The organism is Corynebacterium striatum ATCC 6940, from assembly GCF_000159135.1.
Taxonomy (GTDB): Bacteria; Actinomycetota; Actinomycetes; order Mycobacteriales; family Mycobacteriaceae; genus Corynebacterium; species Corynebacterium striatum.
In genome coordinates this window covers 1-23085 of record NZ_GG667531.1, presented here as the reverse complement: position 1 = coordinate 23085, position 23085 = coordinate 1, and the positions used below count along the sequence as shown (strand labels likewise).

At 60.7% G+C, this 23085-nt stretch carries 19 protein-coding genes, 1 tRNA gene and 2 pseudogenes; 4 read left to right on the top strand and 18 right to left on the bottom strand.

Translation table 11 applies throughout. The features are described 5' to 3' along the window. Positions 1–6: 6 nt before the first annotated feature. The 3 genes from selB to HMPREF0308_RS11635 all read right to left on the bottom strand — a co-directional run bounded on the left by selB (position 7) and on the right by HMPREF0308_RS11635 (position 3349). Positions 7–1791, bottom strand: a complete 1785-nt coding sequence (gene selB / locus HMPREF0308_RS11645) for a selenocysteine-specific translation elongation factor (protein WP_005531860.1) — start codon at positions 1789–1791, stop codon at positions 7–9. Beyond that, positions 1792–3162, bottom strand: a complete 1371-nt coding sequence (gene selA, locus HMPREF0308_RS11640) for an L-seryl-tRNA(Sec) selenium transferase (RefSeq protein WP_005531858.1) — start codon at positions 3160–3162, stop codon at positions 1792–1794. It lies immediately after the preceding gene. A gap of 92 nt (positions 3163–3254) precedes the next feature. After that, a tRNA-Sec gene (locus tag HMPREF0308_RS11635) sits at positions 3255–3349 on the bottom strand. Between the two features lie 189 nt (positions 3350–3538). On the opposite strand from HMPREF0308_RS11635, the gene selD reads away from it, so the two are divergent. Next, entirely contained in the window at positions 3539–4537 is a 999-nt protein-coding gene (gene selD / locus HMPREF0308_RS11630) for a selenide, water dikinase SelD (protein ID WP_005531856.1), read from the top strand. Between the two features lie 33 nt (positions 4538–4570). On the opposite strand, the pseudogene HMPREF0308_RS13745 reads toward selD, so the two are convergent. From HMPREF0308_RS13745 to fdnG, 4 genes and pseudogenes are all read right to left on the bottom strand, one after another. Further along, positions 4571–4786: pseudogene (locus HMPREF0308_RS13745) on the bottom strand (sulfurtransferase TusA family protein); the annotation flags it as partial. 41 nt (positions 4787–4827) lie between these two features. Beyond that, positions 4828–5946: an NrfD/PsrC family molybdoenzyme membrane anchor subunit gene (nrfD, locus tag HMPREF0308_RS11625; RefSeq protein ID WP_005531853.1), complete on the bottom strand. Its 1119-nt coding sequence runs from the start codon at positions 5944–5946 to the stop codon at positions 4828–4830. After that, complete coding sequence (locus HMPREF0308_RS11620; protein WP_005531846.1) at positions 5943–7001, bottom strand: 4Fe-4S dicluster domain-containing protein; 1059 nt, start codon at positions 6999–7001, stop codon at positions 5943–5945. The genes nrfD and HMPREF0308_RS11620 overlap by 4 nt, the downstream gene beginning before the upstream one ends. A gap of 13 nt (positions 7002–7014) precedes the next feature. Then, the gene (gene fdnG, locus HMPREF0308_RS11615; protein WP_141276829.1) at positions 7015–10302 is read right to left on the bottom strand and encodes a formate dehydrogenase-N subunit alpha; all 3288 of its coding nucleotides are present in this window, start codon (positions 10300–10302) and stop codon (positions 7015–7017) included. Positions 10303–10406: 104 nt separating this feature from the next. Here fdnG and lplB point away from each other — a divergent pair, with 104 nt between their 5' ends. Continuing rightward, positions 10407–11480, top strand: a complete 1074-nt coding sequence (gene lplB / locus HMPREF0308_RS11605) for a lipoate-protein ligase small subunit (protein ID WP_005531840.1) — start codon at positions 10407–10409, stop codon at positions 11478–11480. A 73-nt stretch (positions 11481–11553) separates the two neighbouring features. Here the strand turns inward: lplB and HMPREF0308_RS11600 are convergent, their stop codons facing one another. Next, positions 11554–11769, bottom strand: a complete 216-nt coding sequence (locus HMPREF0308_RS11600) for a helix-turn-helix domain-containing protein (RefSeq protein WP_005531838.1) — start codon at positions 11767–11769, stop codon at positions 11554–11556. A gap of 377 nt (positions 11770–12146) precedes the next feature. Here HMPREF0308_RS11600 and HMPREF0308_RS11595 point away from each other — a divergent pair, with 377 nt between their 5' ends. After that, entirely contained in the window at positions 12147–13514 is a 1368-nt protein-coding gene (locus HMPREF0308_RS11595; protein ID WP_005531835.1) for a dicarboxylate/amino acid:cation symporter, read from the top strand. A gap of 159 nt (positions 13515–13673) precedes the next feature. On the opposite strand, the gene HMPREF0308_RS11590 is transcribed toward HMPREF0308_RS11595, so the two are convergent. From HMPREF0308_RS11590 to HMPREF0308_RS11560, 9 genes and pseudogenes are all read right to left on the bottom strand, one after another. Further along, entirely contained in the window at positions 13674–14315 is a 642-nt protein-coding gene (locus HMPREF0308_RS11590) for a pentapeptide repeat-containing protein (RefSeq protein ID WP_049062652.1), read from the bottom strand. 197 nt (positions 14316–14512) lie between these two features. Then, positions 14513–14980, bottom strand: a complete 468-nt coding sequence (locus HMPREF0308_RS11585) for a hypothetical protein (RefSeq protein ID WP_005531831.1) — start codon at positions 14978–14980, stop codon at positions 14513–14515. Beyond that, positions 14980–15654 (bottom strand): calponin homology domain-containing protein, encoded by a 675-nt coding sequence (locus HMPREF0308_RS11580; RefSeq protein WP_005531829.1) that lies wholly within the window; start codon positions 15652–15654, stop codon positions 14980–14982. Before HMPREF0308_RS11580 ends, HMPREF0308_RS11585 begins: the two co-directional genes overlap by 1 nt. A 158-nt stretch (positions 15655–15812) precedes the next feature. Further along, entirely contained in the window at positions 15813–17009 is a 1197-nt protein-coding gene (locus HMPREF0308_RS11575) for an MFS transporter (RefSeq protein WP_005531827.1), read from the bottom strand. 67 nt (positions 17010–17076) lie between these two features. Further along, on the bottom strand, positions 17077–18150 hold the full coding sequence (locus HMPREF0308_RS11570) for a GTP-binding protein (RefSeq protein ID WP_034657610.1): 1074 nt from the start codon (positions 18148–18150) through the stop codon (positions 17077–17079). A gap of 43 nt (positions 18151–18193) precedes the next feature. Further along, positions 18194–18699 (bottom strand): annotated as a pseudogene (locus tag HMPREF0308_RS14265) (D-arabinono-1,4-lactone oxidase). A gap of 27 nt (positions 18700–18726) precedes the next feature. Then, the gene (locus HMPREF0308_RS14260; protein WP_005531817.1) at positions 18727–19314 is read right to left on the bottom strand and encodes an FAD-binding protein; all 588 of its coding nucleotides are present in this window, start codon (positions 19312–19314) and stop codon (positions 18727–18729) included. Beyond that, positions 19302–19523, bottom strand: coding sequence for a hypothetical protein (locus HMPREF0308_RS14255; protein ID WP_005531815.1), 222 nt, complete (start codon positions 19521–19523; stop codon positions 19302–19304). The genes HMPREF0308_RS14260 and HMPREF0308_RS14255 overlap by 13 nt, the downstream gene beginning before the upstream one ends. Before the next feature lie 119 nt (positions 19524–19642). Continuing rightward, positions 19643–20284 (bottom strand): type III PLP-dependent enzyme domain-containing protein, encoded by a 642-nt coding sequence (locus HMPREF0308_RS11560; RefSeq protein WP_248630705.1) that lies wholly within the window; start codon positions 20282–20284, stop codon positions 19643–19645. A gap of 73 nt (positions 20285–20357) precedes the next feature. Here HMPREF0308_RS11560 and HMPREF0308_RS11555 point away from each other — a divergent pair, with 73 nt between their 5' ends. Then, a complete protein-coding gene (locus HMPREF0308_RS11555; RefSeq protein ID WP_005531812.1) occupies positions 20358–21905 on the top strand; it encodes a succinic semialdehyde dehydrogenase in 1548 nt (515 codons plus the stop codon). 58 nt (positions 21906–21963) lie between these two features. On the opposite strand, the gene HMPREF0308_RS11550 is transcribed toward HMPREF0308_RS11555, so the two are convergent. After that, positions 21964–22872: a cation diffusion facilitator family transporter gene (locus HMPREF0308_RS11550; protein ID WP_005531810.1), complete on the bottom strand. Its 909-nt coding sequence runs from the start codon at positions 22870–22872 to the stop codon at positions 21964–21966. Positions 22873–23085: the final 213 nt, after the last annotated feature.

Here is a 23085-nt window from a genome sequence, read left to right as displayed (position 1 = left end):
GCCCAGCTAGCGCAGCTCGCGCTGAGCCTCGTCCAAGCGGCGGGTAACGCCCTTTTCGTCCAGATATTCCAGCAGCGGGATGGCCACGCGGCGGGTAGTCCCCAGCGCCTGTCGCGCCTGGGACGTACTGAAAGGCTGGTCGATGCCTTGCAATCGAGTGCGCGCCTCAGCCACGGCCGAGGGCAACAACACGACGCCGTCCTTCAGGCGCAGGATTCGCCCGGCACGCTCGGCTGCGGCGAGCTCCTTGCTCCCCAGACGCAGATCCTTAAGATCCGCAGCTTCTGGCGCGGCGAAGGGTTCCTTGTGGAGTCGCTGTTCTAGCTTGGCGACGCCCTCCTCCGCAGCGCCAAGCGACGCCACAGCACCAGGCACCCGGATTGCGCCCTCGACGGATTCCAACTTGGCTGCCGCCACCGCAAGGTTGAGCAATGCATCTTCGCTAAGGCCCAAGGCGTCGCGTGCCGCGCCGCGAGGCAGGCCCACCGCGAGGGGGTTCGCGGCGGCGTGATCGGCTACGGCGCCGCTCAATTGCTGCTTCCACTGCCCCACTTGTGCTGCGGTAATCCACCACTTACTAAACGCGATGACACCGGCGGGCGGGGCGTCCACGGTGTAGCCATCGCGGCGCAAGTCTTCGATGAGGGCGTAGCCGCGTTGTTGCAGGGTCAAGGCGGGGCTCTTGTAATCTTGTTGCCCGGCGAGCTGCTCGGCCCAGCGCGCTGCCGCGCCACGGCGCCGCAGCTGCGGTGGGTTCAGGTCCACGACCTCGACGCCGGCGAGCACGTGGCGTGCGCCGGGGCCTCGCAACACAAAGCGGTCGCCAAGCTCTAGCGCGAGCGGCTGACTCAGGCGGATGCCTGCGAAGTCGGCGCTAAGCGGGCGAACGTGCGCCTCGACGCCAGCGGTACCAGTGTGAGCCACCAAATCCTGCGCGATTGCGTCAAGGGCATCGCCGGAGGTGCGCCGAACGTCGAAGAGCTCTGCCTGTCGCCACGTGCCGGGGCTGAGCAAGGCATCTCCTCGGCTAATCGCTTCGGCGTCGATTCCACGAAGATTGACCGCCACGCGTGTCACGGGTGTGGCAGCCTCCACTGCGGTGTTCTCGCTGTGGAGACCACGGACCTCAATGGGCTCTGTGCCAGACGCGTTGAGCAACTCGAGGCTGTCACCAACTCTCAAGGTGCCAGCCGCGAGCGTGCCGGTAACTACGGTTCCTGCGCCCTTAACGCTGAATGAGCGATCGACCCACAGTCGCACGCGTTGTTCGGTGTCGGGACTCGGTGCGGCAGCGAGAATCTCATCAAGCGCGGCACGCAGCTCATCGATGCCCTCGCCGGTCTTGGCGGAAACGGTGAGAATGGGGGCGTCGGCAAGCGCGGTGCCGTGCAGCTGGCGGCGCACGTCCGCCTCGACCTCCAAGCGGCGCGCCACGTCGGCACGATCGGCACGCGTCAAGGCCACCAAGCCGTGGCTGATGCCAAGAGCTGCAATCGCATCGCGGTGATCGGTGGACTGGGCCTGCCAGCCCTCATCTGCTGCAACCACAAAGAGCACCACGGGCGCGGGGCCGATGCCAGCCAACATGTTTCCAAGAAAACGTTCGTGGCCCGGCACGTCCACGAAGGCGACATCTGCGCCGGAGGGCAGACGCGTCCACACAAAGCCCAGATCGATGGTGAGGCCGCGGCGCTTCTCCTCTTCCCAACGATCAGGTTCCATGCCGGTAAGTGCCCTGGCCAGGGTGGATTTACCATGGTCAACGTGGCCTGCCGTTGCGACGACGAACATCTACTTCTCCCCTTGTGCGGCGAGTGCCTGTTGTGCGGCGAGGATGGCATCGATGAGCTGAGCATCCTGCGCTGGCGGGATACAGCGCACGTCGACAAGACACTGCCCCTGATGTACGCGTGGCAGGACTGCTGGTTCACCTGTACGCAGGTGCTGCGCGAACTGCTCCGGCAAAGACACAGCGAAGCCTTCGAGAGGGTACTCGGGCGCACCGCCGCCGCCCACACGTCCAGCGTGAGTTGTGACCTGCCCACCTACTGCGGCGGCAATGTCTTGAGTCCGTCCTTCATATTCCGCTAGATCGATGTGCAAGCTGTCTTGGACCGCATTCGATGGCGCATTAATCGCCGCCTCGAGTGCATTCAGGCGCAGCTTGTCGATGCGCACCGCGCGGGCCAGCGGATGCTTCTTAATCTTGGACAGCGCTTCCTTGGTACCCAAGATGATTCCGGCTTGTGGGCCGCCGAGCAACTTGTCCCCAGAGGCAATAACCACGTCGGCACCAGACGCCAGCTGCGCCTGCAGATCTGGTTCTTCGGGCAGAGCCGGGTCTGGTACAAGCAGCCCCGAGCCTAGGTCCACGATGAGATGTACACGCTCGCCGGACGCACCTAGCTGTTTGTTGTGCCGTTTTAGAAGCTGCTGCAGCTGCGGCACGTCCACGGAGGTGGTGAAGCCTTCGATACGGAAGTTGGAGGGATGCACCTTCAGGATTGCGCCGGTGTGGGTGCTCAACGCGGATTCGTAGTCGCTGAGGTGGGTACGGTTCGTGGCGCCGATTTCCTTGAGTCGGGTACCCGAGGATTCAATAAGCTCTGGCAGACGGAATCCAGCCCCAATCTCGATGAGCTCGCCGCGGGAGATGATAACCTCTTGTTGCGGCGCAAGTGCTGCCGTGGCCAGCAGCAATGCGGATGCACCATTGTTAACCACGAGGGCATCTTCGGCGCCTGGGCATGCGGCAAGCAGTGCAGAGATTGCGCCGCGGCCACGGTTTTTGGAACGCACTCCAGCGGGCAGATCCATTTCGACGTCTGTGTAAGAAGCGGCGTCGCAAAGCGCTGCTTTAGCAACCTCTGGCAGCGATGCACGCCCAAGATTGGTATGGACGATGACCCCCGTGGCGTTGAGCACTGGACGCAGGCTATACGGGCGGGCCGAAGCGAGTACGCGTGCTACCTCTGCGCGCACATCCTGCGGGGCGATCTCAGCACGCTGAGCGCGGCCAACCACGCCTTTAATTAGTGCTTTTAGCGCATGTTCCGCAAGCCTACGCCTCGCAGCTTTAGTCTCTGGAAGGCGGAGAAGTTCGTCGGTACGCGGGATGTTGCGGCGCTCATCTTGCTGCCGCGAATCACTGTGGCCTGTCACAATCGCTCCTTGATTTAAAGCTATCGAAGCCAGAGAAGCCACAATCGCAAGATAAACGGGCGCGACATGGCGGGCGCCAGCTCGAGAGGTTTTGGCGGAGACGGACAGGAATCGAACCTGCCAGACCGAGATGCTCGGCCTCACCGGTTTTGAAGACCGGGGCGCCCACCAGGACACGTACGCCTCCGTTGCGAAAGCTTACACGTAGGAGCCCTTCCCTTGGTGCCATGCTTCACTTTGAACGCACAAACACGTCAATCTCTAGGTGAGGTGCCCGGCGATGTGGCCTGCTGGGCTTAAGTTCCGTTACCGCGCGCCTTCGCTGCTGCTTTTAGACGATGGGTAGGGCATTCGCTGGGGTTGTAGACTCAGTTGCATGACTAACATCTTGTTAACCTCATTCGCAGCAGGTGGCGGATGCGCCTGCAAGATCCCTCCCGGCGAGCTGGAATCGGCAGTTGAGGGCCTCATTGGCAAGGCCGATCCCAACGTGCTCGTCGGCTTGGACGACGGCGACGATGCCGCCGCAGTCAAGATTCAAGACGGCCTCGCTGTTATTTCCACGGCCGACTTTTTTACTCCGATGCTCAACGACCCTTATGACTGGGGTCGAGTAGCTGCCGCTAATGCTCTTTCCGACGTCTATGCCATGGGCGGCACCCCGGTAACCGCCATCAACCTAGTGGGATGGCCGCGTGAGGTCCTGCCCCTAGATATCCTCCGCGAAGTGCTGCGCGGCGGCATGGATGTGGCAACGCAGGCCGGCATTTCGGTTACCGGCGGCCACTCTATTACCTCGCCTGAGCCAATCTACGGCATGGCAGCGACCGGCATCGTGGCGCCGGAGAAACTCATGCGTAACGACTCCGCTGAGGCGGGTCTGCCGATTACGCTGACCAAGCCCATTGGCGTGGGCATCCTCAACAACAAGCACAAGGCTACGGGCGAGGTTTCCCAGGCTGCCGTCGATTCGATGACAACACTCAACAGGGACGCTTCCCGCGCAGCTGTGGAGGCTGGCATTTCGGCGGCTACCGACGTCACGGGCTTTGGCTTGTTGGGTCACCTCTACAAGATGATGCGTGCCTCCGGGGTCGCTGCTGAGCTCGACTTCAGCGCTGTGCCGACCGTCGAGGGTGCCAAGGAAGCGCTGGCCGAGGGCTTCATCCCCGGTGGCTCCCGCCGCAACCTAGACTGGGTCCACCCGCATATAACCAACGAGGCTGGCCTGAGCGAAGAAGAGCTGGTCTTCCTCGCTGATGCACAGACTTCCGGCGGTCTGCTGCTCATCGGTGAGGTCCCTGGCTACCCGGTCATCGGACGCACCGTGGCTCACGATGGTTCTGAGGACAGCGCCTTCATCACCATCAAGTAAGACTGCGGTTTCGGCCGTGGCCTGCTGGACCGTCTAGGCCTTCTTCTTAAACAGGCGTGATACCCACCCGGACCTTTCCGCGGTGGGGTGCGTGCCAAGGATCTCCTCGCCGCGTCGGAACACAAACGTCATGCGCGCGCCCTCGCGGGTGGGCCCGCCGATGAGCTCGTGGCCCGCTGCTGAGGCGTCATCCGGCACGTTGCGATAGGCCTGCGGGCAATCAGTGGTTACTTCCAGGGTCTGCCCCGGCTTGAGGGTTTTCGCGCAAAAGCGCGAGAAGCAAGCGCGGCTTAGTGCTTGGAGGTGACCACCGAGTGGGCCAGGCCTTCTTGCGCACGCTTGCGCGCGGCGCGACGCTTTTGTGGTTCGATGGTGGTCGCAGGATCCTTGACCGCCTCGATCCCCGCGTTGAGCACGCCGAAACGGGTGCAGGCGGAACCCGCCATGAGCGAAAGGCCCGAGAGCACGGAGAGGGTCCGGGACTTCGTGGCCGCTGCCACGGCGGTGCCCACGCCACCAGCGGCGATGAGGTACTCGCTGGCTTTCATGAGCTTGCCTGGCTTGCCCTTGTGCAAAGGAGCCACGGTCTCTGGTTCCATGTTCTCTTCCATGATCTTGGTCGCGGCCAAGTCACTAGCAGCGGCGGCCATGCCCAAGGCACGGGCTGGGCCGGCATGCTCGACTGGGGTGAACACCATGGCGCAGCCAGACGCGGCCGCCGACGCCGAGGAAACAAAGACATAAGCCAGGTGCTTCTTGGCGTCGTTCCACGTCGGGTTCGAGGTGTTGCCCAAAAGCACTGCGGTATAGCCCGCCAAAGGACCGCCCAGCACACCGGCAACAACACCAGCAGGACCAGCCGCAGCGCCCAGTGCTTTGCGGGCAAAGCGCGGCAACGGCAGCTTCTGCTTAGTGAGTTTGTCGGCTTCATACAATGCAGGCAACGACGCAGCAGTGGCGAAGGAGCCCAGAATCCACGAACCCACGCTCATCGGCGAGGTCACCTTGAATACGCGGAACATGTTGAGCAAGCGCTCAGGGCGGCCAAGGTCAAGGACCAAGAATACTGAGCCACCAGCGGCGGCGCTGAATGCAGCAATGCGGGTGCTGCACGCCAAAGGTTCATTCTTCGTGGCAGATGCACCGGCGGCCAGCAAAGCGGAGCCGCCGGAAAGGCCGCCTAGGAACAGGTAAGCGCCAATCGGCCACTCCCATGGCGGAGCCTTGACCACGGGTTTGCCGTAGTAGGAGGAGAACTCGAAGTCCTCCGCCATGCGCTCTTCCTTGGAACCATCCTGCGCACCGGCGCCAGGACGCTTACGCTTCTTCTTCGGCTTGGTGCCATCAAACTTGCGGTAGCGGTTCGCACGCTCTTCTTGCGGCGGGCGGTACTCGTCGAATTCGCTCACTTGCGGCCTCCCATCACGAACGCACCGGCAACAGCCAAGGCCATGCCGCCGATAGCTTTAGCTGCGGTCTTGTACATCTGCGGCAGGTCCGCAGTGGGCACGCGTGGGTCTGGCGGCAAGCCGTAGACCTCCGGCGAATCCAGGATAAGGAAGATAGAGCCGGTGCCACCGACGCCGTCCTCGCGGTTGGCGCCGTACAGGCGTGCCTCGGTCAGGCCCTGCTCGTGCAGAACTTTGACGCGCGCCTCGGCTGCGGCCAGCATCTCCTCGTACGGGCCGAACTGAATGGAGTCAGTCGGACATGTCTTGGCGCAGGCTGGCTGCTCGCCGATCTTAAGGCGGTCGTAACACATGGTGCACTTCTGAGCGACGCCGAGATTCTTAATCGGCATCTTCTCGCCCGGCGTGTGGTCCTCGCCTTGCGGCTTGAGCTGCGCGAGCTTCTTGAAGACGTTGATGCCCGCGTGATCATCGTGCTGGTAGTCCACGGTGGCGGTCTTATCGGTCTTCAGTGTCACGCCACCGTCGTCGCGGCGCTCGATAACGCCGAAAGGACAGCCGGCAACGCAGGTGCCGCAGCCATTGCAGACGTCATCCTGGACCACCACGGTGCCGAACTCAGAGCGGAACAGCGCGCCCGTTGGGCACACGTCCAAACAACCGGCGTTGGTGCAGTGCTTGCACACGTCGGAGGACATCAGCCAGCGAAAATCGCCGGTATCCGGCGGAGTGGTATCCACCGCGGCGGGCTGGGTGCCAACCCCCGGCATGCCGAGGGAGACCAACTGACGGCCTTCCTCACGTGCCTTTTCGATGCGATCATTGTCCTGCTCGATAAAGGCCACGTGACGCCATGTATTCGCGCCCAGCGAACCGGTGTTGTCATAAGAGTCACCGGTGACCGCATAGCCCTCAACCGGGTTGCGGTTCCATTCCTTACAAGCCACCTCGCAGGCCTTGCAGCCAATACAGATCGAGGTGTCCGTAAAGAAAGCCATGCGGTTGTAGGACTCGTAGCCGTGCTGATCGGCTTTTTCAGTAAGCAAATTAGCCATGAGCTCTACTCACCTACCCTTCTTTGCCTTCATAGTCGGCTACGTTGCCGGCGGTGTCATCAGCGCCGGTGTTTTCATCCATGGACTTCGCGTTTTTATCGCTCGCTTCTAGTGTGAATGCGTCGCCGACATCGAGCAGCTGGTTGCCGGACTCGAGGTCGAGGTGAGCCTTGTCCTGGTACTCCTTGAGAAGCTCGATGCGTGCATGTCCGCGCGGACGACGACCCGGACGGATATCGCAAGCACCAATCTTGGAGTTCTGGATCCACACGTTCGGCTCAAGCGTGAGACCGAGCAGGTCATTCGCGCCGTCGCCAGCCACGTCCGTGGTTTCGGACTCGCCGTAGTGGTACGGGATACCAATCTGGTGGAAGTCCTCGCCGTTGATCTTCAGCTTCTGCACACGACCAGTGACCAGCACCTGTGCTTCGATGACGCCACGTGGCGAGACGATGGTCGCCCAATCGCCGTTGGTCAGACCACGCAGCTGCGCGAGCTCCTTGGAAACCTCGCAGAACAAGCCCGGTTGTAGCTCTGCCAAGTAAGGCAGGCGGCGCGACATTGCACCGGAGGTGTACATCTCGGTCAGACGATACGTGGAGAACACGAACGGGAATACCTCTGCACCAGGCTCCCCTGGCTCAGGACGCGACAAGTTGTCAGGACGCTTGATGGTCAGACGCGTCGGCGACTGCTGCTGCTTGTAGAGCAGGTTGTGCACTGGGGACTCATGCGGCTCGTAGTGCGTTGGCAACGGGCCGTCGGAAAGCCCCTTCGGCGCAAACAGCCAGCCCAGGCCATCAGCCTGCATGATGAATGGGTCATCACCATCGAGCGCTGCAGGACCGACGGCGTCGACAGGCGCGCGATAGTCCGGCGCCTTGTTGACTGGGAAGTCAGGGACGTCGTCGCCGACCCACGCGGCCTTGGCCTCATCCCACCAGATGTACTTCTTGCGCTCCGACCACGGAGTGCCGTCTGGGCGGGCGGAAGCACGGTTGTACAGGAGGCGGCGGTTGGCCGGCCATGCCCAGCCCCACTCCAGAGCAACTTCGTTTTGCTCGGCACCCGGGACCTTCTTGGCGGCATGGTTGATGCCGTCCTTGAAGACGCCCGTGTAAATCCAGCAGCCGCCGGAGGTGGTGCCGTCGTTCTTCATCTCGACGAAGGCCGGCAACAGCTGGCCCTTCTTCGGTCCGTCGAGGTAATAGCCGTTGATTTCCTTCAGGATCTCCTCGGAATCCGGCTCGCCTTCCTCGTTTTCTGGGTAGTCCCAGGTGATCTTCTGTACCGGAAGATCGCGCGGATCGGTTGAGTCAGCCAGGCGCTCCTTGATCTTCTTACCTAGCTGGTAGAAGAACCACAGGTCGCTCGTGGCCTCACCCGGCGGCGTGACCGCCTGGAAACGCCACTGCAGCATGCGTTGCGTCTGGGTGAAGGTGCCCGCCTTTTCCACGTGAGTAGCAGCCGGCATGAGGAAGACCTCGGTGCCGATGTCCTCGGTCTTGAGTTCGCCGTTCTTAATCTCCGGCGAATCCTTCCAGAAGGACGCAGTCTCGATCTCTTGGAAGTCACGGACCACAAGCCACTTCAGCGCAGCCAGGCCACGGCGCTGCATACCGCCGTTGGACTGTGCCACCGCTGGGTTCTGGCCAAAGACAATGTAGCCCTCAACCTCGTGCTTGAGCATGGCCATGAGCGTCTCATAGGTGGAGTGCGCACCAGAGATGCGTGGCATGAGGTTGTAGCCCCACTCGTTGTCCTTGGTCGCAGCATCGCCCCAGTAGGACTTCATGAGGGAGACGGCGTAGTTCTCACCGATCTGCCAGAAGCCCTTCTGGTCTTCCTTACGGAAGCTGTCCACGTACTGCTTCCAGTTCTGCAGAGCCACATGTGGCATCGGCAGGTAGCCCGGCAGCGAGTTGAACAAAGTCGGGATATCGGTTGAGCCTTGGATGGACGCGTGTCCACGCAGCGCCATGATGCCCGAACCCGGACGGCCGACGTTGCCCATCAGCAGCTGCAGGATCGCAGCGGTACGGATGAACTGTGCGCCCAGGGTGTGCTGGGTAAAGCCCAGTGCATATGCGAAGCACGTGGTGCGATCCGGCTTGGAGTTATCCGCGATGGAGTTAGCCAGATAGAAGAAGTCCTCCTGCGAGATACCGCAGGTCTCCTCCACCATCTCCGGGGTGTAACGGGAGTAGTGACGCTTGAGAATCTGGAACACCGAGTTCGGGTGCTGCAGAGTCTCGTCTTTCTCCACGTTCCACGAAGAACCCTCCGGCTTACGGACATACTGCCACGAGTCGGTGACGTACTTGCCGGTCTCTGGGTCATAGCCAGAAAACAGGCCATCCAAGTCCTCCGTGTCCTGGTAATCGGGGGAAATGATGGAGGAGGCGTTGGTGTACGAGACCACGTAATCGTGGAAGTAGAGCTCGTTGTCGAGCATGTACTTGATGATCGCGCCGAGCAGGAACACGTCAGTACCGCCGCGAATGCCGATGTGGCGGTTCGCGAAAGCCGAAGTACGGGTGTAGCGCGGATCCACGTGGATGATGCGCGCGCCGCGCTTCTTGGCCTCAACTACCCACTGGAAGCCCACTGGGTGGCACTCGGCCATGTTAGAACCCTCAATGACGATGCAGTCCGCATTCGCCATATCCTGCAGCGGTTGGGTTGCGCCGCCGCGGCCAAACGAAGTTCCCAAACTGGGAACGGTGGCAGAGTGTCAAATACGAGCCTGATTTTCGACCTGTATCGCGCCCGTGGCGGTAAACAGCTTCTTAATCAGGTAGTTCTCTTCGTTGTCCAAGGTCGCACCACCCAGGCCAGCGATGCCCATGGTGCGGTTGAGGGTGCGGCCCTCTTCGTCGGTGTCCTGCCAGTGCGCCTTGCGGGATGCCACAAAGCGATCGGCAATCATGTCCATGGCGGTCTCGGTATCGAGATACTCCCACTCGGAGGAGTACGGCGCACGGTACTTGATCTTGGTCAGGCGCGTCGCAGAGTTGATCAGCTGCTCGGAAGCAGAGCCCTTGGGGCACAGACGGCCACGCGAGATTGGGGAATCAGGGTCGCCTTCGACCTGAATGACCTTGTTGTCCTTGACATAAACGCGCTGGGAACAGCCCACTGCGCAATAAGGACACACAGACTGCACGACGCGATCCGCCTCAACGGTCCTGCCGTGGAGCTCTTTACTCTTCTTCGACTGGGTGCTCAAGTCCCTGCCGAAGGCGTCCTTGGAACGCACCTGGCGCACTACTGGCCAGTTGAGAGGACTAAATTTAGACATACAGTCAAAGTTAGTGCTACCTAGCCCCTAAAGCTAGAAAGGCGTGCCTAACTTAGAGCCTCCAGTTCTGGAACAATCAGCCGCCCTACAGCGTTGACCAAAGTATGGATAACCCAACACATTTCGAACTCAAAGTCCCGGGCGGCAAGCTCCTTGTCATAGACATCGAGGTCACCGACGGCACTATCTCCTCCGCGCAGGTCTCGGGTGATTTCTTCCTTGAGCCGGAAGAGGCCTTCGAGACTCTCGGCCCCACGCTGGAGGGCTCCAAGGTTTCTGATTCCGCGCAAGAGATCACCGCGCGGCTCGATGCCGCACTCGCAAAGATTGAGGCGGAGCATCCTGTAGCCCTCCACGGCTTTTCCACGCACGACTTGGCCGTAGCTGTTAAGCGTGCACTCTCAGGCGGCACCGACTTCACAGACCACCAGTGGGAGATCCTCCAGCCGGGCGTGCTGCCTACCCCAGTGAACGTGGCGCTCGACGAGGTCATCCTCAACGAGGTGGCTGAGGGCAAACGTGGTCCGACGCTGCGTTTCTGGGAGTGGGACGACAAAGCGGTCGTGTTCGGCTCCTACCAGTCCTATGCCAACGAGCTGGACCAGGAGGGCGTCGACAAGCATGGCATCACCCCGGTCCGCCGCATGTCCGGTGGTGGCGCGATGTTCATGGAGGGCGGCAACTGCATCACGTACTCCATTTACGCCCCGGAGTCCCTGGTGGCCGGTTACTCCTACGAGGCTTCTTATGCCTACCTCGACCAGTGGGTGCTTGCTGCACTGGCCAAGCACGGTGTGAACGCCTGGTACGTGCCGATCAACGACATCACCTCCGACGGCGGCAAAATCGGCGGCGCTGCGCAGAAGCGTCGCGCGGGCGCGGTGCTCCACCACACCACGATGAGCTACGACATCGACGCCGACAAGATGATGGAAGTGCTGCGCATCGGCAAGGTAAAGGTCTCCTCCAAGGGCCTGGCCAGCGCCAAGAAGCGCGTGGATCCGCTGCGCCGCCAGACCGGCGTGGCGCGCGAGGAGATCATCGAGACCATGGCCCGCGAGTTCGCCACTCGCTACGGCGCCAAGGACGCCACGCTTTCCGACGCCCCCCTTGCCGAGGCCGAGCGCCTCGTTTCCGAGAAGTACTCCACCGAGGAGTGGACGAAGCGAATTCCGTAATTCTTTCGCGGCTCTTCTCAGAGTTCAAGAGCAGCCCGGCGAAATCGCAGTTCCCGCTCAGCGGCATTAGTCGTCATGCGTTCACGACCTCAACACGCAGCCCCACCGCGCTGAGCAGTTCTAACACGGTGGAAAAGCTGGCTTTTCCGGTCCCCAGCTCCACATCTCGGACCGTTCTGTCGCTCACTCCCACCAACTCGCCCAATTCTTCCTGAGTCAATTGATACGCCTTTCGGCTTTCCCGCAGTGCGGTTCCGAGTTCAGACAACCAGCCATCGATGCGATTCATATCGGAAATATCCTTCCCTTTTACGCTTTTCAAACTCTAAAATAGCCTCGAAATCACAAAACAGGAAGTATTTTTCCGATTTACCCGTTTCTCCCGATATTCCCCTCGCTCCAGCAAGTTTTCGGAAGGATATTTCCCTTTCAAATCACCCGCACCACCACGCGGCCCGAAGGTTGACGGAGCGCCCCTTGCATGCCCCGGGCGCCCCAACCATGAGTCCGAGCCCACAATAGTTGCACGGGAATTTATAAACGCCGTACAGTGTTGATGTCATTAGTGAACCGACCAGTCCATAATCAATGGACTAGACAGTTCAAATACGTACAAAGTTGTCTACAACGCCGAACTCTCACAAGTTCGTAATAAAAGGAATTTTCGTGACTCAAAAAGCAACGCAATCGCGCAAGCTGCCAGGCTGGGCAACCGGCTTCGGCGCGCAGGTTATCGCGGGCCTTATCATCGGCCTCATCCTGGGTTTCATTGCATCTGGCATGGATGCTGGTCTGCCTGCCGACGATGAGAAGGGCTCCTGGCTCACCCAGACCCTCACCGGCGTGGGCAGCGCTTATGTCCAGCTACTCAAGGTGATGGTCCCGCCGCTCATCTTCGCGGCAGTGGTAACCTCCGTGGCTAACCTGCGCAAGGTAGCTAACGCCGCCTCGCTGGCTATCTCTACCCTGGTGTGGTTTGCCATCACCGCTTTCTTCTCCGTTATCACGGGCATCCTCGTCGCACTCGTGATGAAGCCGGGCGTGGGCACCACCGTGGATGCCGCCAGCGCAGCCGAGCCTTCCCACATCGGCTCCTGGACTGCGTTCCTGCAACAGCTGGTGCCGTCCAACTTCATCGGCCTGAAGGCCTCCTTTGACGACGGCGAAGTGTCCTTGGGCTTCGGCGCACTCCAGCTGCTCGTCATCTCCTTGGCACTGGGTATTGCTGCAGTGAAGGCCGGCAAGGCTGCCGACCCATTCCTGCGCTTTACCGAGTCCTTCCTCAAGGTCATCCAGGTAGTCCTGTGGTGGATCATCCGCCTGGCTCCGATTGGTACCGCAGCCCTCATCGGTAAGGCAGTGGCCACCTACGGCTGGGACGCGCTGGGCTCCCTGGGCAAGTTCGTGCTCGCGATGTACGTGGGCCTCGCACTCGTCATCGGCGTGGTTTACCCAGCAGTTCTTGCCTTCAACAAGATTCCGGTCATGGGCTTTTACAAGCGCGTCTGGCCAGTGTTCTCCCTGGGCTTTGTTACCCGCTCCTCCATGGGTGTTATGCCGGTGACTGAGCGCTACACCGAGCAGGCCATGGGCGTTCCGCGCGAGTACGCTTCCTTCGCCATCCCGCTGGGTGCTACCACAAAGATGGATGGCTGCGCCTCGGTCTACCCTGCTATCGCCGCCATCTTCATCGCTCAGTTCTACAACATTGACCTGACTCTGACGCAGTACCTACTCATCATCTTCGTCTCCGTCATCGGCTCTGCTGCTACCGCGGGCACCACCGGTGCAACCGTCATGCTCACGCTGACCCTGTCCACCCTGGGTCTGCCGCTCGCCGGCGTTGGTCTGCTGCTGGCAATCGAGCCAATCATCGACATGGGCCGCACTGCAGTCAACGTCACGGGCCAAGCACTGTGCGCCACCATCGTGGCCAAGCGCGCAGGCATCCAGGACCAAAAAGTCTGGGACGCTGCCGAGAACGGCGTCTCCGACCTCATGGAAACCAAGGATCGCGAGTCCGTCACCGCCTAAGAAACTAAGGCACTAACACAGGAAGGCACCTCACTGAGTGGGGTGTCTTCTTCGTTTTGCTGCGGTTACTCTCGGTGCCGGTCGGACTCGGTCGGCACCGGTCGGACTCGGTCGGCGGCGGTCGGACTCGGTCGGCGGCGGTCGGCGGTGGGCTGTACGCTAGTCGACGATCGCCCCCAGAAAGGCCGCCATGGCAGGTGCCAGGTGGATGGCCTGTGTGTTAGTGAGTACCGCGCCTTTGAGGGAGCCCACACCAGAGATAGCGTCGAAGTCGAGGCCGCGGAAGTCCACGTCTTTCATCCGCGCCGCATCCACCCGCAGGGTCCGCGCGCGGCAGCCCCGGAAGGCCACGCGTTGGGCCTGCGCCTGGGACAAATCGACTTCGTCGAATACGCAGTCTTCAAAGAGGACATCCCGCAATGTTCCACCAGAATGGTTAGTCCAGGCGAATTTGCACCCACTGAACTTCACCGAAAAGAGGTCCGCTTCGGCGAAGTCTGCAGCGCCAAAGCGGGAATCAGCCACCTCGACGTCGCGAAGCACGGTGCGCGCCATCCTCCATCCCGGCGCATCGAGGCCGGTCAGCTCGCACTCGGTGAAAGTGGATGAGGAAAGGTCGATTCCGTCGAGTGAGGAATCAGCAACCATGCACCCAGTCAGTGACATCCCTTGAAGGTTGCGCTCAAACTCGCCGGAGAACCACTCGTTTTCAAACACTCCCCTCGCGTCCAGTCCCAGGCCTTCCCGCACTTCCAGGTGCAATGAAGATAGTTGGGGCGCTTGGACGATCCGGCGAGTCACTGCTTACTTCCTTTGGGTCGTGTTTTATTCATTTACGCGTTGCGTTCTATAGGCGCAAGCTTACGCAGCACCAACTCCGGCAACCACGAACGTGCCCCGATTGTGCGGGCGAAGTTACGTATTCCACACCTGTGTGGCACCCACGTGGCCCGCCAATGCTGCGCTAACCAGCAGTGCAACTGCAGCGACGCGGAGGCTCACAAAGTCGCAGGATCGACTGGGACGCTGATCGATTGTGCAGGAAGATAAGGGCGCAACAAGGCTAGGAGGCCAAAGTGGCGCTTGTTGAGCAGTGGATTGAACAGGCTTCGTGCGCTGATCTGAAGGTCCGGCTCAACAGTCAGCAACGCTTGGTACACCGGCCACTGCTCCTCATCCGACGCTAGGGAGCGAACCAAATGAACCCAGACGGTTTCGCCAAAGCGATTGACAGCGTTGGGATCGGCGCCTGCAGCGATGAGCTTTTCAATGACTGGGGCGTCCTGCGCGCAGAGCTCTGGGTTGTCCGCCAGCTCCGGCAGCAGCTTGATTGGCGGTGCCCAACCGAACTCAAGCATCGCCGTGAGTGCCTCAACTCTTTCGGCAGTGTCACGGACACGCGATGCATCGAAGAATACGGCTTCCGGGTCATGGCTCGCCCAGTCGATAGTATCAACGAAAGTCATTACTGTGCCTCCTGGAGTTGAATCACGAGCCAATCGGGAATCCATTCCGCGGTGCGCGGGAAAGTCTCTATGTCGGCCACCCACTGCTGCGGGCTAGGTTGTACCGACCACGCCGGGCGGTAAGCAAAGTTAGGTCTGAGGACAAAACCGTTAGGTCCTGCCTTACCGTGCAGCGAGAGCCACGCTCCACGGGGATCGTCTTTGCGATAACGGGCATCCAAGAATTCTGCACGTTTGCTTGCTGGCAGTTCCCCGCTGACCTCGTAGATTTCGCCGCATGCACGCAGTACGAACTCTGGCAGGTCGGCGTCGATGGGGCCGTCGTAAGGCCCCTCTTGGTAATTAACAGGCGCGGCAGGAGCAACGCCGTATTTTTCTTCGACCCACTGACGCGCGGATTCAAGTTGAGTGCGGGCCTGGGGACGCAGCTCATCCACCTCTTGCGCGGAAAGGCGTTTGCCATCGATGATGATGCCATGTTCGGCAGGAGCGAATTCGATGAGCTCTCTCATCGTCATCTGCAACTGTACTCCCTCGAAAGACGCGATGTCTAGGGTATGCGCCTCCAGATGCGGTAGCTTTTTGCGGCTGCGAATCTTGAGCTTGAGCGGACGCGGCTTTGCTAGCGCCACTCCGACCAGCGGGGCGAAATTGAAAGTATCGGGCTTTTCCATGGCAGTCTCCTGTCGCGTATAACTGCAAAGTCGTTGACCATGTGCCGCCTAGTGTAAGCAATTACTGTGACATCCGCCCCAGGAGTTTCCGCACTGAAGTTTCACGCTGCGCAGGTCGCTAAGAAATGGCTGTGTTGCGCCAGCCGCAGACCGAGGAGCTAAGCAGTGGCAGCCGTAACGTGCACTGTTTCGCCGTATGCGCGCCGACCATGCACGAAGTAGTACAGCACCGTCGCCACGGCCACGGTTGCGGCAAGCACCCAATACATAGCGGAGTAGCCCAGCGCAGAGATCAGCATGCCCAAGACCACAGGGCCAAAGCCGATTCCGATGTCGAGGAGTAAGAAGAGCGTCGAAATACCCGCGCCCATCTCGTGCGGAGCCACGAGGCGCACGGCCACCGCTTGCGCCGCCGGCATGATGGAGCCATAGCCCAAGCCAACCAAAGCACCCGCGATGACGACCTCCCAGTCAGCTACTGCGATAGCAAGCACCACGAGACCAATCATGAACGAAGCGAGTGCACCGTAGAAGATGACGTTATCGCCGTGGCGATCCTGGACACGGCCCAAGACAAAGCGCATCGCGAGGCTGACAATCGCATAGGCAATGAAGAAGAAGCTGGCGCCCGTCGCCAGGTCGGACGCGTCAGCATAAGCGTTGAGGTACGTGATGATGCCTGCATAAGCAACGCCGATGAGAAGCATGAAGAAGCCAAAGGGCGCGACCGCCGGGTGGACGATGTTGGCCAGGCTAAAGGTCACGCTGGGGCGCTCCTGCGTAGGAATCTTGAGTGCCAGTGTCAAAGCCAAGGCACATACCGTGAGGCTGAGCACCACAACGAAGATGGTGTTGTAGCCACTCGCACCGACGATAGCCAGTCCTGCCGCCGGGCCAAAAGCGGTGGCAAGGGTAGTTCCCAAGGCAAAGTAGCCCGTGCCCTCAGCACGGCGATGGTCAGGAATGACGGACTGTGCCACGGCCATGACGGCAGTCGACGCCACCGCATACCCCAGGCCATGAATGATGCGCACGACGATAAGCAGTGCCAACGAGTGCGCAACAAAATACGCGGCACATGCCACGGTCACGAGAACCAACGAGACCAAGAGGGACTTTTTACGTCCTGCCGCATCAACCAGATATCCCGAGAACAGTCGCGCAATGGTCGCACCGACCACGAAGGAGCTGGAGGCAAAGCCGCCTGCTGTGTCTGATGCACCAAACTGTTGCACCGCATACAAAGCCATGATCGTCACCAACAGGTAAAAGACCATGAATTGGGCAAAATTAACCAGCCATGCAAAGACGAATGTTGGGGTGATGAGTTTCTGCTCAGCGGACGTAGGAAACACCTTCTTGACGCATATGGAGTTAAAACGAACTCTAAAACGGTATCAGACCCTTAATCGGCGCATGGCACTAGCTGGGCAGCAGAGCGGCTACCTCGGCGTCGGAAAGCACTGCGTCCTCGAAGTTGCGCAGCGTCTCCTCCGCGTTGAACTCCACACCGATGAGCACGACCTCAGAGCCCGGCGTCACTCCATTGGAGGCCCACAGTGAGGCCGGCTGGATCTGCAGGTTAGGGCCCGCCTGCTGCCAGGCATGGGCCACGCGCAAGTCCGTGTCGATCCAGCAATACCCCTTGGAGCGAACCAGCCCGGTACTCGCGCGCAGCGCCTTGAGCAGTCGCTCACGATTGAACGGCCTATCGGAGCGAAATACCACGGAGGAGATGCCATACTCCTCGGTCTCCGGGGTGTGAGGGTTGGCGAGCTCTTCCGCGTAGCCGTGATAGGCCGCAGCCGTGGAGAGGTTGTAGAGGCCGGCATCCAGGATGAGCTCCGTAGCGATGACGCCATTGGTCACGGGAACTACCTTGCAACGGGTGTTCATCGCCTTGACCGTGGCGATGACGCGCTCGGTCTCGGCAGGTTCGACGAGATCGGTCTTGGTGATGAGGATGAGATCGGCAAACTCCACCTGGTCCACGAGGAGATCAGCGATTGTCCGATCGTCTTGCGGGGTGGCCTCGATGCCCTGCGAAACGAGGCTGCGGCCCCGCCGGAGCTGGTCCATGAACGTGGAAGCATCAACCAAAGAAACCATAGTGTCAATGTTCGCGTAGTCCTGCAGCTTGAATCCGTCTTCAAATTCCCACTCAAAAGTGGCGGCAACCGGCATCGGCTCGGAGATGCCGGTCGACTCAATGATGATCTGGTCATACTTGCCCGATTGCGCGAGGCGGGCAACGGACTCTACGAGATCCTCACGCAGGGTGCAACAGATGCAGCCGTTGGACAACTCCACGAAACGGTCTTCGCCGCGTTCGAGGTGGCCCTCCCCTGCAACGAGCGCCGCGTCGATGTTTACCTCGGAGAAGTCGTTGACGATGACGGCTAGCTTGCGGCCTTGTCGGTTAGCCAGCAGGTGGTTGAGCAGCGTGGTCTTGCCGCTGCCCAGGAATCCAGAAAGAACAGTCACGGGTGTAGTCATTCCGCAAATGATAATGGTTTTCATTTACGGGAACAACTACGCTCTAACCGAAGACCCTCCGCGTGTAATCAGAACCAAAGTGCCACTGCGGGTCCAGTTGCTCACGCAGGGCACAGAACTCGTCGAAGCGCGGATACAGCGCGGAGAAGTCTGCCCGCGTCAAGGTGTTCAGCTTGCCCCAGTGCGGGCGGCCGCCGACATCCTTCAGAATGGGTTCCACCTTTGGCATGTATTCGTATGGGGTTTGAAACGCGGGACGTGGAACGCGATGTACATCGACTCGCGGCCGTTGGCGGTAGACAACGCGACGTCGTCAGGTGCCATGGTGCGTAGCTCCAGCGGGAAAGCAATCTGCCAGCCCTGTGCATCAATAAAACGTCAGATCTCTCGCACCGCTTCAGGCCCGTCCGCCAACGGCACTGTGTACTCCATCTCATGAAAACGCACGCGACGCGGCGAAACAAAGACCTCGTGTGCGCTCGCGCGGTAGCGATTGTGCGAAATCACCGAGGTAGCAAACTTATTGAAGGACGGGATAGTCCGCGGCACCACGCGCCCAATACCCAATAACGCCGCCTAGGCGCCGTTGCCCAAGATCTCATCGTCGACGCATTGCACCTCAACCTCAACCACAACGCCGAGCGCACCAATGCTGACCACGACGAGCCTGAGCTGTTCCGGGTCCTCGTCGAGGGAGAAGCTACGCAGCTGACCGTCGGCGTCGACAAGCCTAAGGCCCGTGACCGTACCCGCGAAGCCGGTGAAACCAATACCTGTGCCGTGGGTTGACGTGGAGATCGCGCCTGCCAGCGACTGGGGATCAACATCACCCTGGTTAGCCAAAGCCAAGCCAAATGGCCGCAGCAAACGCGGCACGTCACGCAGGCGGGTTCCCGCCAGGAATCGCACGCGCTTAAGCTGCCTGTCCACATTAACCATGCCGCTTAGGTGATCCAGGTTCATCATCACGTCATCACCGGCCGCCACCGGTGTGAAGGAATGTACCGCGCCGACGGTACGCACGCTGCCCGCGCGCTGCACTGCCTGGGATACCTCCTCAATTGACCGAGGCTGCAGAAACTCCCGCGGGTTGGTGCGCACGGAGCCCGACCAGTTACTAAAGCCCTTATTCTTGGCGCCACGTGCGCCGATTAACTTGCGCATCTGAAGGTCCAGCCCTTTCCGCGATAGGTATCCCAATTTTTAACGTTGTTGTTCTCATCCACTGCCAGCAGCCCGTCGAGGTGCTCGGTCATCTCGCCAGCCTTGGCGTGACGGAACCACACGAGGTCCTCCACGAACAGGTCGTTAGCAGCCGGGCCATGCAGCGGTGACTGCACCTCGCCGGCGCCCTCCGTTCCGGAGTACTTCAAGCCCTTTGGTCACACCGGCACGGGAACGCGGTCCTTGGCAGGCGGGCCGGAGACAATCCAGCCGCCCGAGTTGACGGTGGCCCATCCCGGCGCGGGCAGGCGCGAGATCCTCCATAGCTTTAGTGCGCAGCCAACGCTTGATGGCGCCAGTCGGCCCCCTTCTCCCCGTCTGCCACAGAGGCCACCTGGCCTTCGTAGGCCATCATGCCCACTAGGCGAAGATCCCGTTTGAGAATCTCGCGGGCTAGCTGGTCCACCTGCTCAGGAGTGCGGATGGGTGAGCGCCGCGGACCGATGACCGCGCCGGGCAGGTGCAAGGTGCAGTCAATGTCGATGGCCACTCGCATACCCGGCGCGAGGAGGTCGAGCAGCTCCACGGAGTCCACCATGACCGTAATCGCTTCCCGTACACCAGCGTCGGCACCTAACCACGCCAAGGCCGGACGGTGAACGCTGGGATAAGCCACGACGATATCGCGAAACCCCTCCTCGTAGAGGCGCAATGCCTCGGGAACGCTAAACCCCAGGATTCCCTGGTAGCCGTCGTGCTCGAAAGCCCGGCGCAACGCGGCGACGCTGCGCAAGGACTTTGACGCCACGCGGATAGGAAGCCCACCCGCACGCGTCAGCATTTGTTCCGCGTTGAAGTTGAAGGCGACAATGTCAATGACACCAAGAGGAGCAGCCACCTCGCCGGGCCTGACGAGTGGCGCGATAGTTTCCCGGAGCTGCGGGCTCGAAGTTTTTGAAAGCGTAGCCATGAAGTCATGACTATTCACATCCACACCAAGATTGCGACATATATCACAATAGATTTCTGGCACTATAGACCCCATGAAAACTTTCACTAATGCTCATCTCCCGCCGCGCGTCTCTGATTTCCTGGCCACCAACCCGGTAGGCGACGTGCGCGGTTCCGGCGCTCAACACACAGCACTCATGCCGTTTACGGGTGAAGAGCTTTTCTCCTTCCCCACGGCCGCGCCCGAGGACGTCGCCGCTGCCGTCACCACCGCACGGGCCGGGGTGGGCCAGGGCAATCGCGGGCGCATACTGCTCAAGCTCCACGACCTAATCCGGAAACATGAAGAGCTCATCCTCGACCTCATTCAGGCTGAGAACGGCAAGTCCCGCTCGCACGCCTACGACGAGGTGATGGACCTCTATAACTGCGCGCGCTTTTATGGCGTGAACATACGCAAGGCCTTTGGCTCGGCGCGCCATCCCGGCGCGTTGCCGGTGCTCACCAAGACGCGCACCCAGCACTACCCACTGGGCGTCGTGGGGCTCATCTCCCCGTGGAACTATCCGCTTTCCTTGGGCGTGGGCGACGTGCTGGCGGCGCTTTCTGCTGGCAACTCTGTGGTTCACAAGCCTGATTCCCAGACCACGCTGACGGCAATCTTGGTCCGCCGGCTGGCGATTGAGGCCGGTCTTCCGGAGGCTGCCTGGCAGCTAGTTCCGGGCAACGGCGCGGAGGTGGGCGACGCCTTGGTCCCCCTCGTCGACGGTCTTTCCTTTACTGGTTCCACCAAGGTGGGCAAGTCCATTGCTGCCCAGGCGGCCGGACGTCTCATCCCCACAATGTTGGAGCTCGGCGGTAAGAATCCAATGCTGGTGCTTGACGACGCCCCCCTTGAGCCCACCGCTCGCGGCGCCGTGCGCACGGCCTTCTCGTCCTCGGGTCAACTGTGCATGTCCGCCGAACGTGCCTACGTGCACACAGACATTTATGAGGACTTCCTCGTTGCGCTTACGAAAGCCCTCGACGAACAGAGACTGGGCGCGGCGTTCTCCGATGCCGCAACTATCGGCTCCCTAACTTCGCAAAAGCAGCTCGACGTCGTCCAAGCCCATGTGCGCGATGCTGTGGACAAGGGCGCAACCATTGTCTACGGCGGAAAGCATCGCCCGGAACTCGGTCCGTTTTTCTTTGAGCCCACGGTGCTCACTGGGGTAACGCAGGAAATGGAGCTCTTCGCTAACGAGACCTTCGGCCCAGTGTTGGCTGTGTACGAGGTCGATTCTGATGCTGCTGCCATCCACGCAGCAAATGACACGAACTACGGCCTATGCGCCTCAGTGTGGTCGGGCAGCTCCCGCCACGGCTGGGAGGTTGCTTCCCAGTTAGAAGCGGGCATGGTCAATATCAACGAGGGCTTTGCCGCAGCATATGGTTCTATTGCCGCGCCGGGTGGCGGCGTAAAGGAGTCCGGCCTCAATCACCGCCACGGTATTACCGGCATGCGCCTGTGGGCAAATGAGCGCACCGTAGCCGAGCAAAAGCTGCACCCGCTGGCGCCCTCGGAGCTACTGCCGCCGCAGCGCTTCCAGAAGCTCATCACCACGGGCATGGCGGCCATGAAGGCGCTGCGCCTGTAGCAGCATGCCTGTGGGCTATGGAAAACGGTATGGCCGTGGCTAGCCTGCGTGAACCCGCTTAAGGCATGCGCAAGATGCGGCGATGCACCGTGCCGGCGGGCTCGACGTGGATGAACACTTCGGCGCCTGGGAAAAGCTCGTCGATGTTGTCCTCGATGCGATCCGCGATGTCGTGGGCCGCAAGAACTGTCCACTCACCAGGCACGTCCATGGTGAGATAGACCAAGCGCTGACGGCCCGATGCGATGGTACGCCGCGACGTGAACAACACGCCGAATTCTTCCTCAAGCTCAGTAAGTCGCGCATCAAGCTCAGCGTGCTCTTCCTTGGGCAGGGACTCGGAAAGCAGGCTACTCAAGGATTCTTTGAGCAGCTTGTAACCGGTCCACAGGATATTGATGCCCACTGCAAAAGCGACGATCGGATCGAGCCACAGCCAGTCCGTCAGGGCAACCAGCGCGATGCCCACGAGGACGCCAACAGAAGTCCACACGTCAGTCAGCACGTGATGGCCGTCGGCTCGAAGCGTTGCCGAACGATATTTCTTGCCCGCTTTCAGCAACACCAGACCGACAGCCAGATTAAGAACCGAAGCTAGCGTCGAAAGCGCCAGACCAATGCCTGGCTGTTCCAAGGGCTGGGGGTTGAGCAAGCGCAATGCAGAGGTATAAATGATGAGTGCTGCGGCGACAAAGATCATCGCACCCTCTACCAACGCGGAAACATACTCGGCCTTGCCGTGGCCGAATTGATGGTTCGCGTCAGCCGGCTTCGCGGCAATACGAAGGGCGATGAAGCCCACGACTGCGGCAACGAGGTTGACTCCGGATTCCAAAGCGTCAGACAGGAAGCCGACGGAACCAGTAAGCATGGCCGCAAGGACCTTTAAGACAATGGTGAGAACAGCCGTCGCGATGGACAGCTTCATGAAACGCTCAAGCAGGAGCTGCTCGGAAGGGAGTGCCATACAGATACCTTCGGTTAGTCGGCGTGACACGGCCATCCGTATGCGGTTTGGGGAGGACCGGTCAACGTAGGAGCTACGGACCGAAGGTATCGCTCACTCACGAATTTCGCAAGCTGGGTGGCCGGGCGCATAGGCACCAGTATGTCGACCATCCATCCGCCGCCATGGGGGCCGCGGAGGAGCTACTCCCCTTCAGGAATTTTAGGTTAGCAA

Coding starts and splice junctions, on each gene's coding strand:
- selB (WP_005531860.1), bottom strand. CDS start 1,791: ATGTTCGTCGTCGCAACGGCAGGCCACGTTGACCATGGTAAATCCACC.
- selD (WP_005531856.1), top strand. CDS start 3,539: ATGACTAACATCTTGTTAACCTCATTCGCAGCAGGTGGCGGATGCGCC.
- HMPREF0308_RS11620 (WP_005531846.1), bottom strand. CDS start 7,001: ATGGCTAATTTGCTTACTGAAAAAGCCGATCAGCACGGCTACGAGTCC.
- lplB (WP_005531840.1), top strand. CDS start 10,407: ATGGATAACCCAACACATTTCGAACTCAAAGTCCCGGGCGGCAAGCTC.
- HMPREF0308_RS11600 (WP_005531838.1), bottom strand. CDS start 11,769: ATGAATCGCATCGATGGCTGGTTGTCTGAACTCGGAACCGCACTGCGG.
- HMPREF0308_RS11585 (WP_005531831.1), bottom strand. CDS start 14,980: ATGACTTTCGTTGATACTATCGACTGGGCGAGCCATGACCCGGAAGCC.
- HMPREF0308_RS11580 (WP_005531829.1), bottom strand. CDS start 15,654: ATGGAAAAGCCCGATACTTTCAATTTCGCCCCGCTGGTCGGAGTGGCG.
- HMPREF0308_RS11570 (WP_034657610.1), bottom strand. CDS start 18,150: ATGACTACACCCGTGACTGTTCTTTCTGGATTCCTGGGCAGCGGCAAG.
- HMPREF0308_RS14260 (WP_005531817.1), bottom strand. CDS start 19,314: ATGCGCAAGTTAATCGGCGCACGTGGCGCCAAGAATAAGGGCTTTAGT.
- HMPREF0308_RS11560 (WP_248630705.1), bottom strand. CDS start 20,284: ATGGCTACGCTTTCAAAAACTTCGAGCCCGCAGCTCCGGGAAACTATC.
- HMPREF0308_RS11555 (WP_005531812.1), top strand. CDS start 20,358: ATGAAAACTTTCACTAATGCTCATCTCCCGCCGCGCGTCTCTGATTTC.
- HMPREF0308_RS11550 (WP_005531810.1), bottom strand. CDS start 22,872: ATGGCACTCCCTTCCGAGCAGCTCCTGCTTGAGCGTTTCATGAAGCTG.